General features: G+C 40.8%; 11 protein-coding genes. 5 read left to right on the top strand and 6 right to left on the bottom strand.

The annotated features are described in order from the left end of the window. Nucleotides 1-4: 4 nt before the first annotated feature. Nucleotides 5-2,182: a malate synthase G gene (locus ACNSN3_RS17315; protein WP_418609129.1), complete on the top strand. Its 2,178-nt coding sequence runs from the start codon at nt 5-7 to the stop codon at nt 2,180-2,182. 101 nt (nt 2,183-2,283) lie between these two features. Here the strand turns inward: ACNSN3_RS17315 and ACNSN3_RS17320 are convergent, their stop codons facing one another. From ACNSN3_RS17320 to ACNSN3_RS17335, 4 genes are all read right to left on the bottom strand, one after another. After that, nucleotides 2,284-3,009 carry a YebC/PmpR family DNA-binding transcriptional regulator gene (locus ACNSN3_RS17320; RefSeq protein ID WP_010388706.1) on the bottom strand — a complete coding sequence of 242 codons (726 nt, stop codon included), beginning with the start codon at nt 3,007-3,009 and terminating at the stop codon, nt 2,284-2,286. 154 nt (nt 3,010-3,163) lie between these two features. Continuing rightward, on the bottom strand, nt 3,164-3,781 hold the full coding sequence (locus tag ACNSN3_RS17325) for an HAD family hydrolase (protein WP_418609131.1): 618 nt from the start codon (nt 3,779-3,781) through the stop codon (nt 3,164-3,166). Between the two features lie 237 nt (nt 3,782-4,018). Then, the gene (locus ACNSN3_RS17330; RefSeq protein ID WP_010388709.1) at nt 4,019-4,513 is read right to left on the bottom strand and encodes a DUF6702 family protein; all 495 of its coding nucleotides are present in this window, start codon (nt 4,511-4,513) and stop codon (nt 4,019-4,021) included. Nucleotides 4,514-4,515: 2 nt separating this feature from the next. Next, complete coding sequence (locus ACNSN3_RS17335; protein ID WP_418609133.1) at nt 4,516-6,948, bottom strand: M1 family metallopeptidase; 2,433 nt, start codon at nt 6,946-6,948, stop codon at nt 4,516-4,518. Between the two features lie 404 nt (nt 6,949-7,352). On the opposite strand from ACNSN3_RS17335, the gene ACNSN3_RS17340 reads away from it, so the two are divergent. From ACNSN3_RS17340 to ACNSN3_RS17355, 4 genes are all read left to right on the top strand, one after another. Beyond that, nucleotides 7,353-7,589: a hypothetical protein gene (locus ACNSN3_RS17340; RefSeq protein ID WP_010388711.1), complete on the top strand. Its 237-nt coding sequence runs from the start codon at nt 7,353-7,355 to the stop codon at nt 7,587-7,589. Nucleotides 7,590-7,655: 66 nt separating this feature from the next. Beyond that, on the top strand, nt 7,656-8,903 hold the full coding sequence (locus ACNSN3_RS17345; protein ID WP_418609135.1) for an exonuclease SbcCD subunit D C-terminal domain-containing protein: 1,248 nt from the start codon (nt 7,656-7,658) through the stop codon (nt 8,901-8,903). After that, nucleotides 8,900-12,550: an SbcC/MukB-like Walker B domain-containing protein gene (locus ACNSN3_RS17350; protein WP_418609137.1), complete on the top strand. Its 3,651-nt coding sequence runs from the start codon at nt 8,900-8,902 to the stop codon at nt 12,548-12,550. Before ACNSN3_RS17345 ends, ACNSN3_RS17350 begins: the two co-directional genes overlap by 4 nt. 9 nt (nt 12,551-12,559) lie before the next feature. Further along, nucleotides 12,560-13,216 carry a class I SAM-dependent methyltransferase gene (locus tag ACNSN3_RS17355; protein WP_055012635.1) on the top strand — a complete coding sequence of 219 codons (657 nt, stop codon included), beginning with the start codon at nt 12,560-12,562 and terminating at the stop codon, nt 13,214-13,216. A gap of 100 nt (nt 13,217-13,316) precedes the next feature. On the opposite strand, the gene ACNSN3_RS17360 is transcribed toward ACNSN3_RS17355, so the two are convergent. Beyond that, on the bottom strand, nt 13,317-13,526 hold the full coding sequence (locus tag ACNSN3_RS17360; protein WP_008110773.1) for a cold-shock protein: 210 nt from the start codon (nt 13,524-13,526) through the stop codon (nt 13,317-13,319). A gap of 290 nt (nt 13,527-13,816) precedes the next feature. Beyond that, a complete protein-coding gene (locus ACNSN3_RS17365; protein WP_226916194.1) occupies nt 13,817-14,260 on the bottom strand; it encodes an Lrp/AsnC family transcriptional regulator in 444 nt (147 codons plus the stop codon). Between the last annotated feature and the right edge of the window lie 9 nt (nt 14,261-14,269).

A 14,269-nucleotide genomic window follows, 5' to 3' on the forward strand; every position in this document is an offset into this window, starting at 1 on the left:
AATTATGAGCCACACTCTCACCCACTCTGGACTCAGCGTTGATAAGCAACTAGCTGAATTTGTTAAAAAACAACTATTACCTGGTACCCATCTAGACGAACACCAGTTTTGGAAAAGCTTTGCTCATATAGTGCAAACACTTACTCCGCTGAACAAGTCGCTACTCGCTAAACGTGAACAATTACAAAAGCAGATTGATGACTACCATGTTGCTAATAAAAACGGTGATCAAGCCCAGTACCAAGCGTTTTTAAAAGACATTGGCTATTTAGTTGATGAACCTGAAGACTTTAATATTGAAACCCAGAATGTAGAGCCAGAAATAGCATTGACTGCAGGGCCACAGTTAGTGGTACCGGTTAGTAATGCCCGTTTTGCTTTAAATGCTGCTAATGCACGTTGGGGTTCACTTTACGATGCACTATACGGCACAGACGTACTCAGTGAAGACGATGGTGCAGAGAAAGGGACTCAATACAACCCAGTGCGCGGCTTTAAAGTAATGGCCTACGCCAGACAGTTTTTAGATAAAGCGCTACCGCTTGAAAATGGCTCGCACATCGAAAGCACTAATTATTCAATTGTGGATGGCGCACTTGCAATTACTTTGCGCGACAGCTCACACACAACACTTAAAAACCCTGAACAACTCGTTGGCTATCAAGGTGAGGCACAAAACCCAAGTGTTATTTTACTTAAAAACAATGGATTACATGTTGAGCTGCAAATAGACCACCATCACCCTATTGGCCAAGCAGATAAAGCTGGGCTAAAAGATGTGGTACTTGAAGCAGCGCTGACCACCATTATGGACTGTGAAGACTCAGTTGCCGCAGTTGATGCCGAAGATAAAGTGCAAGTTTACAAAAACTGGTTGGGCCTAATGCAGGGCAACTTGGTTGAAACGTTTAGAAAAGGCGACAAAATGGTCGACCGTACGTTACAAGCCGATCGCCAATATACAGGCCTTGATGGCCAAAAACTGACCCTAAAAGGGCGCAGTATGATGTTTGTACGTAACGTTGGGCATTTAATGACAAACCCTGCTATTACCGATGTAAGTGGTAATGATGTGTTTGAAGGAATTATGGATGCCATGTTCACCGCAACAGCCGCACTGCACGATTTAAACACTAAAAATGCCATTCAAAACTCAACCGCGCAAAGTATTAATATTGTAAAACCAAAAATGCATGGCCCTGATGAAGTAGCATTTGCTAACACTTTATTTGGCATGGTTGAAGAGGCGCTGAGCTTGCCTAAAAACACCCTAAAAATGGGTATTATGGACGAAGAGCGTCGTACATCTGCTAACTTAAAAGCCTGTATTCATGCTGCTAAAGAGCGTGTTGTATTTATTAACACCGGCTTTTTAGACCGCACTGGTGATGAAATACATACCTCTATGCAAGCGGGTGTTGTACTGCCTAAAGCGGCTATTAAAGCACAGCCTTGGATCAGCGCTTATGAAGATCGTAACGTTGATATTGGCCTAGCCTGTGGTTTAAGCCACAAAGCACAAATTGGTAAAGGTATGTGGGCAATGCCCGATAAAATGGCGATGATGATGGAGCAAAAAGTTGCCCACCCTCAATCAGGTGCAAATACGGCTTGGGTGCCCTCTCCTACTGCCGCTACATTACACGCAATGCACTATCATGATGTTGATGTATTTAGTCTGCAGCAAAGCATTGCCACGCGCCAAATAGCAAGCCTAGAAAGCTTGCTAACACCACCGCTAATGACAAACCCAGAAACACTGTCAAAAGAAGATATTCAAAGTGAGCTTGAAAATAACGCGCAAGGTATTTTAGGTTACGTTGTACGTTGGATTGATCAAGGAATAGGCTGTTCTAAAGTGCCTGACATTAACCATATTGGCTTAATGGAAGATAGAGCCACTCTACGTATCTCAAGCCAGCATATCGCCAACTGGCTGCATCATGGCGTGTGCAGTAAAGAGCTAGTACAAAAAGTGATGGCAAAAATGGCTAAGGTTGTTGATGGCCAAAATGAACATGACAGCCTTTACATTCCCATGGCAACTAATGAGCAAACACTGGCTAAAAGTGTTGCTTATCAAGCCGCTATGGCACTGGTATTTGAAGGGGTTAGCCAACCTAGCGGTTATACTGAGCCGCTACTGCATAGCTACCGCTTAAAATATAAAGCACAGCACTAACTTAAAACTTAACCTAAAAACAAAAAAATCAGCTTTACTAAGCTGATTTTTTATAACGGGTGTGAATAATCACTATTCACTAGTTTTTAAATCACTACGAATTAGTTTTTAATGGTCGCGTTGTGATAAACATTTTGTACGTCATCGCAATCTTCAAGCATATTGATAAATTTATCAAAGTTGGCAATGACTTCTTCATCTGTAATTTCAACATGTACTTGTGGAACGAAGGTAATTTCATCAACTTCAAAGTTAATGCCTTCAAATGCTTCTTCTAATGCCGTTTTAGCTTTAAAGTACTCAGTATGCGGTGCAAATACCGACACCTTGCCATCTTCGGCTTCTACATCAGTCACATCAACGTCAGCCATCATCAGCGCTTCTAACACGACTTCATCGTCGTCACCTGCAAACCCCAAAACAGCAAGGTGATCAAACATATGTGCAACACAACCAGGTGTGCCGATTTTTGAATCTGTTTTAGTAAACGGTAAGCGCACGTCTTTAATAGTACGATTAGGGTTATCGGTTAAACAGTCAACAATCACCATACAATTACCCGGGCCGTAGCCTTCGTACCGTGCAGTTGAGTAATCTTCCCCTGCCCCACCTGCTGCTTTTTCAATTGCTTTTTCGATTACATGCGCAGGGACTTGGTCTTTTTTGGCTTTTTCAATTAAGCGGCGCAATGTTTGATTTACATCGGGGTCGGGTTCACCACTTTTGGCTGCAACGTAAATTTCTTTACCGTACTTTGAATTTACTTTAGTTTTCGCGTTGGCTGTTTTTGCCATCGAACTTTTGCGGACTTCAAATGCTCTGCCCATCTTGTGCCTCTATTGAATACGTTCTGTTTTTGATATTTTACCAATTCAAAGCGTATTGGGCTAGTGGTTCAACATGTTATGCTGCGCAAAAGCAGCGGGGTATTAATTTAAATAATACCCGTTATGCTATTAGCGAAATGAAATACAGTGCAATTTAACATAACTCCACTTTTTCAGCGTAACTTTCAACTAACGACACTAATTCATCAAAAGCATGAATCACAAAGTCGGCTTGCTCGGCATACGCGGGGGTTACATCGGGAGTATATAAACAGGCTCGCATTTTTGCATTATGGGCCGCTTGTATATCATATAAATAATCACCAACGTAAATAACGTTATCAACGGGCATTGACCACTGCCTTGCAATTATTAATAAAGCACTCGGATCGGGTTTGGCTGGAGCTTCAGTTCGAGTGAGTACCGTTTCTATTGGCAATGGGTTGTGTTGCAACTTTAGTGTGGCCGCTTTATCAAAATTACGAGTCACAATAGCCATAGGAATATTCTTTGCTTGCAGAGCGTTAACGGCTTCAACAACGCCAGGTAAAAGGGTCGCCGTTTGCGCATCAAGTAGCTCATGCTGATGCACTATATTCATCGCTTCTTCACGCATATAGGGTGAGGGCAATTGCTCTATATATTCGAGTAGGTCTTGCTCTGCAGGGCAACCTACTTGGGCTTTAATCAATGAAAAATTTAATTCTGATGATACTAAGGTTCCGTCTAAATCAAAAATAACACCTTTGATTGCCTCAATTTGCGTTTTCATTTCATTCCTTGCGCTAAGTTATTAGCTCATTTTGCTGGATTTGCTTTATAAAAAAAGTATATCAATAGACAATTACAAAGAGTTCAGTCCATTGCCCTCTTAGTATAGCTCATTTGATAACACAATAGTTTGGGTTTGAATAACAACTGTTATATCGATTTTACGATGAAGTAAATTAATGCGATCAGCTAATTTATACTGCAAAAAAGTGCGCACCTTATAAAGGTGCACAGTGGGTTAGTTAGTTTCAAATCGTGCTTCAAGCCACGTATCGTCTTGACTAAAGTTTAACGTTTTTACTTTTCCTCGCCCTTCAACATTTACCATATTGACTTGCGCAGGCCATAAATCACGCAATGCGCCATTACTCATCTTAACACCTTCAATCTCATCAGGGATCGTCGCTTCTTGGTAAACCCAAAAGAACTTACCATCCACTTGTGCACCCACGTAATTAAGTGTGAGCGGCTCACCCGTTAAGGTTTGCAAAGCAACGTGAGATTCAACATATTTAGCAAAGCGTTTTTGGTCACGCTTGTTATTGATGATATCCACTTTGCCTTGAAATAAACTGCCAACAGCATGCTCTGTGTCATGTAAGTAAAAGCGATGCATTAATTCAATATTGTGAGTTCGTTGATTAAATAACACCGTGGTAACGGATGATTTTAATTGATGCGCCATACTCGGCGCAGCAATTAAAAAGCAAACAATAATAAGCAAAAATCGCATTATTATTGGTCCTCTTCGTTATTTTTTTCGTCTTTTTTCAGCTCAGTTTTAATATCCTGCATGATATCGCGGCTTACTTTTGCTTTACTCTTTTCACGTTTGTAGACTTCAATACGCGAAGGAATAATACGACGTGGGTAGTAATTATTTTCTACATTCACATCTGCCGTTTCCCAGCCTGGATCGACCGTTACTGAGGTGAGCGGTTTGTTTTTGTCGGTAATAATCAGTTTTTGTACGTTTTTGTGGTTACGGCGCCAAATTTCTGCAGGAATGTAACGCTCTTCTTTAGTGCCATCTTCATAAGTTAGCTCTAAAAGAATCGGCATCACAAGGCCGCCTAGATTTGAAAACTCCATAACATAGTAGTTTTTGTCTTCTTCTAATGCGCGATCGAGTGTTTTACGCTCCCACGGTTTTAAGCCTTTTAAAAATTTGTTGTACGAATTACGCTCTTTATTAGTAACCGTAAAGCGATCGTTTTCGTCATAAAAATCGGTTACATCTGGATTTTTCTCAACCCAGGTTTTTTTACCTTCGGCTCGATTACGCTCAACAAATAATGAGCTTGGCTTATTCGCTTCAATATCACGTAAACGATTAAAGTCGATATCAGGGTTTTTTGTGTCTAACCGTAATTGATATACTTTATCAAGCGAGATATCAACATGGTCTGTAGTGTAGAACCAACCACGCCAGAACCAATCTAAATCAACACCTGACGCTTCTTCCATAGTACGGAAAAAATCTGCCGGAGTAGGGCGCTTATATTTCCAGCGCTGAGCATATTCTTTAAACGCAAAATCAAATAATTCACGACCTAAAATAACTTCACGTAAAATATTTAATGCCGCGGCTGGTTTAGTATAGGCATTAGGCCCTAAACGAAGCACACTGTCTGATTGCGTCATAATTGGCACTTGAGTTTCAGACTTCATGTACGCCACAATATCACGTGGCTCAACACCCCAAGGAATGGTTGGATCCCATTCACGCCCAGCAACACCATCTAAAAAGCTATTTAAACCTTCATCCATCCAGGTCCACTGACGCTCATCTGAGTTTACAATCATAGGGAAATAAATATGCCCCACTTCGTGGATAACAACGCCGATTAAAAAGCGCTTTTCTGCTTGAGAATAAGTACGCGAGCCATCGTCTTGTAAATCTGTACGTGGACCATTAAAAGTGATCATTGGGTATTCCATACCCCCTACTGGGCCATTGACTGACTGTGCAGTTGGGTACGGGTAATCAAATGAGTATTTTGAATATACTTCCATGGTATGTACCACAGATTCAGTTGAATACTTCTTCCATAAATCGCCACCTTCTTTAGGGAAAAACGACATAGCCATAACCAGTGGTTGCTCATTCCCCCCTTGTTGGTAACCTTTAGCATCCCACATAAATTTACGTGACGACGCCCATGCAAAATCACGGACATTCTCTGCTTTAAAATGCCATGTTTTTGTTTTGTCTGTACCTGCTTTTTCGTTTTCGAGCGCTTCTTCTTCAGTAACTACAAATACAGGACGTTTTGCTGTTTCAGCTTTTTTTAAACGCTTGCGCTGAGTACTGGTTAAAACTGAGCTAGGGTTATCAAGCTTACCGGTTGCCGATACAATATGATCTGCAGGAACCGTAATTTCAACGTCGTAGTCGCCAAATTCCAAGGTGAATTCACCGCTACCTAGAAATGGTTTGTTGGTCCATGCTTCGTAATCGGTATACGCAGCTAAACGAGGGAACCACTGTGCCACTAGGAAAATATCGTTACCGTCTTCTTCAAAGTGTTCATAACCTGCACGTGCACCTACCGCATCTTCTTCAACCAAGTTAAACGCGAAGTCCATGCTAAACTCAACATCTTTACCCGGTTTAAGTGGCGTGTTTAAATCTATACGCATTAGAGTATCAACAACCGTTACACGCAGCGCTTTACCATCTTCATCTTTAACATTGCTAATGGTGTAACCTAGCTCATTGTCGTTCATAAACTGCTGACGACGTAAATCACCTAAGCTTAATTTAGCAGGCTTGGCATCAGGTTCGTTTTGTAGGGTACTTTTAAAAGTTTGCGTGGTTTCTGCAATCGAGTCATTTTTAAAAATGTTTTGATCAAGCTGTAGCCATAAATATTTAAGCGTATGCGGTGAGTTATTTTTGTATTCAATTGTTTGACTCCCCGTTAAACGACGCTTTTGCTCATCAAGCTTTACATCAATATCGTAATCAACGCGTTGTTGCCAGTAATTTTCTGCTGGTGCACCTGCGGCACTGCGGTAAACATTAGGGGTAGGCAAAGCTTCATCTAGTTGACGAAACTTATCAACATAGCTGCCTTTAGTCTGTTCAACAGATGAGGCCATCACAGAGCTCGCCATTGCCAAAGGCAATACAAACGAACTCAATGTAAATAAATTTTTCTTCATTGTTAATCCTGATCGATTTTAGTGACGCTACTGTGACAAATTTACAGCTAAGCTTCAATAAAATAGCGATAAAACCCTGCTTTTATAGGGTGATATTCCACACTTTTATATGAATATAAAAAACACGGTTTTACACAACAACATTTAACTAAATTGTTTAGCAATTTACATAAAAAACTAAGCTGTAAAGGGGGTTTACAAAATAGGCTGAGTTTCACTAAAAGTAGAGATAAAATGAAAAAACACAGCTATTTTCATTAAAAATACTAAAAAACGCAGTTTTAGGTTGATCTTTACTATGGTTTGTAATTAGAATCGCCCACTTTTTTAATTTGAGGGTACTTTTTTAGTGTTTCTCTCAAATATTTTTTGTTCTAACTAGTCGTATTAAGTGTGGTGAGTTTATGGATTTTTATGTCCTAAAAAAGCAGCAAAAACTAATTGCAATACCAGCAGACGTGCAAAATTGTAAGCAGTATATTAACTCAGGCTACCTGTATATTGATAAAGTGGCTGCTTGTAATGAAACAAACGCACTAGCAGTATTACAGGCCAAAAAAGCGAAGGCATTAAAGTGGCCTTTAACAATAGCCCTTGCTGCTTTGCCAGTTATTTTTATTGCTTGGTATACTTTAACCTAAAGCGATACTTGCATCTTTAATTGCCTTGGGTATATTGGCGCTCTTATGGTTTTTTAAGAGCGCAAAATGAAAGTTCTTCACACTTCAGACTGGCACTTAGGTCAGCAATTTTATGAACATGATCGCCGTCATGAACATCATGCTTTTTTCTCTTGGTTATTAACCACCCTCGTTAGCCAACAAATCGATTTATTGCTTGTTGCAGGCGACATTTATCATACCGCCACCCCCAGTGCTAGCGCCGAAAACCAACTCTATCAATTTATAAAAAATGCCAAAGCACAGTGTCCGCAATTACACGTGGTTATAATTGCTGGCAATCATGACTCTGCTAATCGTATTTTGGCTGCTCAGCCTTTATTAGCCCAGTTTGATACCCATGTTGTAGGCCGGTTTGATCCCGCCAATCCAAATGACGTGGTAATAACAATTAATGATAACGACAAACACGCTGTAGTAATCGCTATGCCGTTTTTACGAACCAGCGATATAAGTACGCTTAGCCAGAGCGAGGGTGGCCCTAGTTACGCACAAGGCGTTGCTAAAGCTTACCAACTAGCATTTGAACATGCATTAACGCTTACCGATGAAAGTACGCCTTTAATTGTTATGGGTCACTTGCATGCCAAAGGTGGAAATATTTCTGGTGACTCTGAGCGTAACTTAGTTATTGGCGGTGAAGAAGCCATTTCAGCGTCAGTATTTGGTAAGCATGCCAATTACGTAGCGCTAGGGCATTTACACAAAGCGCAGTTAGTGGCTAAAAATGAGCATATTCGCTACAGCGGTACGCCTATTCCAATGTCGTTTTCAGAAAGGAAATACACCCATCAAGTCAATGTGGTTAAGTTTAACGGACAAAAAGACCAACCGCTAAGCACTACTGTAAACCCCCTTTACATTCCTAGGCTCGCTGAAGTAATTGTATTACCCGAGGGGGAGTGCGTCCCTTTAGCCAAGCTATGCGAGCAAATAAAAGCACTCGATACACAACAATACGAAATAGCGCCATATTTACGAGTAAAGCTAAAATCCAGTGATATCGATACCACTTTTCGTGAACAAATTGAACAAGCACTAAAAGGCAAGCAGGTTAACTTTTGTGGTATAGAACGGGTACGCGATCAGCAAGTGAATAATTCTTCAGAAACGGTATTTGAGGATTTAAGCTTTGTGGAAATGCTCAACCCAATTAATTTGCTCGAACAAGCCTTTAATAACGACAAAGATATGGCTGGCGAAACTGTTCCCAGTGAATTAAAAGCACTATTAACCGACGTTATTGATGAACTTGAACAGGAGCAGCTACTATGAAAATAACCGCCGTGCGTATTCATAACTTAGCCTCCATTGCTGATGCCGAAATCGACTTTTTAGCATCCCCACTCAAAGACGCAGGTTTATTTGCTATTACAGGTGACACCGGCGCGGGAAAAAGTACCGTACTTGATGCCATTTGTTTAGCGCTTTATACGAAAACTGCTCGTTTGAAAGGCGACAAAGGTAACCTAATTGATTTTAACGGCGACAACATAAAGCTTAACGATGCCCGCAATTTATTGCGCCGTGGGAAATGGGAAGGCTATGCGGAAGTGGACTTTAGCGGGCAAGATCAGCAACTTTATAGAGCACGCTACAGTATTCAACGCACGCATAAAAAAGTAACCGGCAAACTAAAAGTGGCAGAGCATACTTTGCATAGCTTACCTGATGAAACCTTAATTGCCGACAAAAGCACCACCATCAAAGCCATTGAAAATAAAATAGGCCTCACTTTTGAGCAATTCTCCCGTGCAGTGCTACTAGCACAACATGAGTTTGCCGCCTTTTTAAAAGCCACCGGCGATGAGCGCGCACAACTTTTAGAGTGCCTTACTGGCACCGATAAATTTAGTCGAATTGGTCAACGTATATTTGAGCGTAATAAAGCAGTTAAAGATAAATTTGAATTACTAACAGCCAGCTTAGCCAGTTATGCGTTATTGTCTGATGAAGAGCTAAGTGAGAAGAAGCACACTCTTGATGAACTAAAAAAACAAACTGAACACATAAAAACAACGTTGGCCAGCACAGAGCAGGGTATTAATTGGTATAAACAAGCACACAGTTTAGAGCAAGCATTAACAGCCGCTCAACAAAACGAGCAACAAGCAAGTGATGCACTAAATGCGGTTAAAGCACAAACTGAGCAAGCAAAACAAGCACAAAGTGCGCTTGAAATTAAAGATAATCGCCAGCGCTTTAAAAGCTTAACGGTGCAAAACAGCCAGTTAAATTCGCAAATTAAGGAATTAAACGCGCTGGATCATGCCGCGCTTATTAATGAACAAGCAAGTAAGGTTAAAAAACAACAAAGCGAATTAGCAACAGCAAAACAACAACAACAAACAGCTGAACCAGTCATAACAAAAGCACGTGAGCTCGACAGTCAATTAGCTATTTTTACGCAAAGTATAACAAGCCTGACACAACAAAAAGCCAAAGAGCAGCAACAACTAAACGAGTTACAACAGCAGCTACAACAAAATAATCTCAGCGTGGAGCAGGCAACAACACAAAGCACTCACCATCAGCAGTGGTTACAAGAAAACAATCAACTAAAGCCATTGGCCACTGATTGGAACTATTTTAGTCACAGCTTTAAGCAGTTTTTTAATACCACAACGCAATTAAAAACACTCGAGCAACAAAAGCAAACTATTACTTTGCAGCTAAGCACTCTCGCTACCAAGCTCAACGAGCAAAATAAACAGTTAGAACATGCAGAGCACGCACTAAGCACTGAACAACAAAATCTAAATAAGCTCACCCAACAGCAAGAGCAATTCAATATTGAGCAGTGTGATAATCAGCTTAAAAATATTGATTATTTAAAAGAGCAACGAGCGCGTTATAAGCAATTTAATCAAGAACTAAAGCACACAGTGCAGCAACAAAGTACTACAGCAGAAAAGCTAACTCAGAGTGAACAAACTAACATCACACTGCGTGAGCAATTAAGCAGAAAAGAGCAAGCACTTAAACACACCGAGCAATCGCTTAATCAAGCACGGCTGCGTGCGAGTGAACATGTTGAACATTTACGCGCACAACTACTGCCTAATGAGGCATGTGCGGTTTGTGGAGCCACTGAGCACCCGTTTGCAAACAATCAAAGCCAACCTTTTAATAACTTAATAACCGACTTTGAAAATACTTATACTGGCGCTAAGCAGCAGCACTTAGATGCACAAACCCAGCTACATCAACATCAAACGCAGCATGCTGTTTTAGTCGCAGAGCATAAGCAGCAAAGCCAAGCGATTGCTGATGCCCAAGCCAAAATGTTAGACATTAAAAACACCATGCAAGCGGCTAAAACAGATCTTAATGACTTGAGCGTTGAGCAGCTTGATGACACCCATAAACAATTAAGCGAGCAAAAAGCGCAGTACTTTGCAGCACAAAAACAACAAAGCCAGTTGCAAGAAACGGTTAACCAACTGCAAAACACGGTTAAAAAAGAACAGACTGCTCAGCAACAATTAAATACCCAGCATGTTGAACTGAACAATCAGCTCACCATGCTTAATAATAAGCACCAGGAATTGCTGAGCCAACGCGAAGCACTTATAAGTGAGCTGAATTCTCATTTTGAAAACAGTCAATTTTGGCAAACATTGCAAACTGGCGCGTTAACGCTAAGCGAGCTAGGTGAGCAAGTAGAGCAGTATCAACATCAGCAACTACAACTTGAGCAAACTCAAAAGCAATTAGACAGCGCTAATTTACAGCTGCAGCAACTAACTCCCCTTATTACTAAAGCTGAGCAGCAAATTAGCACGCTCAACGACGATTTAACTAAAGCACAGCAACAACACAACAATACTCAGCAACAGCGCTTAGCGTTATTCGATAACCAAACGATCAGCGCTGATGACTACCAGGCTCAGCTGAATAGGCAAGTAGAGCAGTGTCAGGGTGAATTAAATCAGAGTCAACAGGCACACGATAGCGCCGTAAAACAGCGCGATGAGCACACTATTACGCTTAAAAACCTTGAGCAGCGCTTCGCCGATAACAGCCAAGAGCTAACCACACTTGAAAGACGCTATAGTGCTTGGTTTGAAGAATTTAGCGCGCTTTATGCTGATATTAGCCATCAGCAAATCGAGATGCTACTGGCTATAAGTAATGACGATATTAAAGAGCAGCTAAAGCATAGCGAGCAGTTATCTCAAGCATTAGTTGATGCTCATGCCGCGCTAAAACAACAGCAAAATGCCAATGAGCAGCATCAGCAAAATAATAAGCCAGCACACAGCGAAGCACAGTTAATTGAGCAACAAACTCAATTAACTGTGCAGCAAACACAATTACACAATAACTTACTTACGATTAATACTGCCATCGAGCAGCACAACCAAAATGCAAAAGCTCTTGAGGGCAAGCAGGCTGAGCTAAGCAAGCTTAAACAACAAGTAGAACAATGGCATTTACTTAATAAAGTGCTCGGTGATGCAACCGGCAAAACAATGCGTAATTTAGCGCAAACACAAACACTAAAAATATTGCTGCATTATGCTAATAGCCATTTAAAAACGCTGAATAAGCGTTACGAACTCACAGCAATAGCTGATTCACTTGATATAGCGATTATTGACCGCGATATGGCCGATGAACAACGTTCTGTAAACACACTCTCTGGCGGAGAATCATTTTTAGTATCGTTAGCACTTGCATTAGGGCTGGCTTCTTTATCTTCAAACAAAGTGCAAATTAACTCGTTATTTGTTGACGAAGGCTTTGGTACACTAGATAGTGAAACACTTAGTATTGCAATGGACGCGCTAGATTCACTGCAAGCGCAAGGTAGAAAGGTCGGTGTGATTTCACATGTAAGTGAAATGAGCGAACGCGTTGCAACGCAAATTCATGTCGCTAAAAAACCGGGTGGATACTCCACCATAAACGTAATTTAAGGAAATAGTATGCCCACTTTTACAGGCGAAGAAGCACAAGAGTATGATAACCGTATTACCCGTTTAGTCCCAGGTTACGAGCTATTACATCAACTAACCAACGCACAGCTAAGCGCTACGTTAACTGATAACGCCCATATTTTAGTGGTAGGCGCAGGTACAGGTAAAGAAATCGCAGCGCTGGCGAATCTTAATTCTACATGGCAGTTTACCGCTCAAGATACCTCGGCCGACATGTTAGCCATTGCTAAGCAACGCTTTATAGAGCAAGGTATTGATGCACGTATCAGCATTGAGTGCCAACCAGTAGATAAATTAAAAGTTAAAGCCGACGCGGTATTATGTTTATTGGTGATGCATTTTGTTGAAGATAACGGCGATAAGAAGCAGTTATTAAAGGGGATTAAAAATAATCTTAAAAAATCTGCACCAGTATTTATTGCTGATTTAATGCGCCCAGAAACCCCGTTTGAACGAGAGGCACAACTTAATACATGCAAAGAGCTTGGCCTTAGTGAAGCAGGAAAAACGCAAATGGCACATAACTTAGAGCGTGAGTTTTACCCGCTTGATCGGATGCGTTTTAGTGAGTTACTTAATGAATGTGGCTTTGGCATTCCAAAACTGTACTTTAAAGCACTTGGTTTTAGTGGGTACGTGGTATAAATTTTTTGCAAAAAAAAAGCTAATATCGTATTGATATTAGCTTTATCGCTTAACGTTAGTTTAGCGTGGTGAGTGCGCTTTAAAGCCCACTCCCTTTAAATTAGATGCAAACGATGTTTTCAGCTTGCGGGCCTTTTTGACCTTGAGTTACGCTGAACTGTACTTTTTGGCCTTCAGCTAAAGTTTTGAAACCGTCGCCTGAGATTGCGCTGAAATGTGCGAAAACGTCTGGGCCAGACTCTTGCTCAATAAAACCAAAACCTTTAGCTTCGTTGAAAAATTTTACAGTACCAGTAGTTGTATTAGACATAATAATATCCTAAAAAAATAAATAAAAAATTGCCTTAAAATAGGCGTTTAACAGGAAGAAAACAAACATTTAACTTGAGGATATCGCGAAGGATTATTACTAATAACAACGTGGTACTTACAAATAAACTGGGCTTTCTATCAACCCGATGGCAAGCAGAATAACAGCAATACAGTTTATAACAAGCTTTATTTATACTTTATTTTTATATACAACTGTAAAGCCTCTCATAATAGGCTTTACAGCGTCATCGGCTTAACTTTTTAAACTTCGTGTTAAAACGTAACCTGTTAAAAGTGCAAATTACGCGCTCTTACAATATCTTTCATTACAATGGTTGAGGTTAAACGTTGTACACCTGGTAGGGCTGATAGCTTGTCATCGTAGAGTTGCTGAAACGCGGCTAAATCTTTAGTAACGACATGTAACAGGTAATCAGGTGTACCGAATAGCCGCTGAGCATTGGTGATCTGAGGAATAGCATCCACTGCTTGCTCTAATTTGCTTAACGACACTTTATCGCCCTCTTTAATAGTAATAAATACTAACGCAGAAAAGTTTAAACCCACTTTCTCAGGTGATATTTCGGTGCGGTAACCCACAATTGCTTTGCTTTTCTCAAGCTCTTTAACACGACGGTGACAGGGCGACACGCTTAGCCCAACACGATCAGCCAATTCAGAGAGGGTAAGTCTGCCATCAACTTGTAATTCGGCAAGAATTTTCCTATCCATGGTATCCAT

This window comes from Pseudoalteromonas sp. US3C1004 (genome assembly GCF_048401065.1).
Lineage (GTDB): Bacteria > Pseudomonadota > Gammaproteobacteria > Enterobacterales > Alteromonadaceae > Pseudoalteromonas > Pseudoalteromonas undina.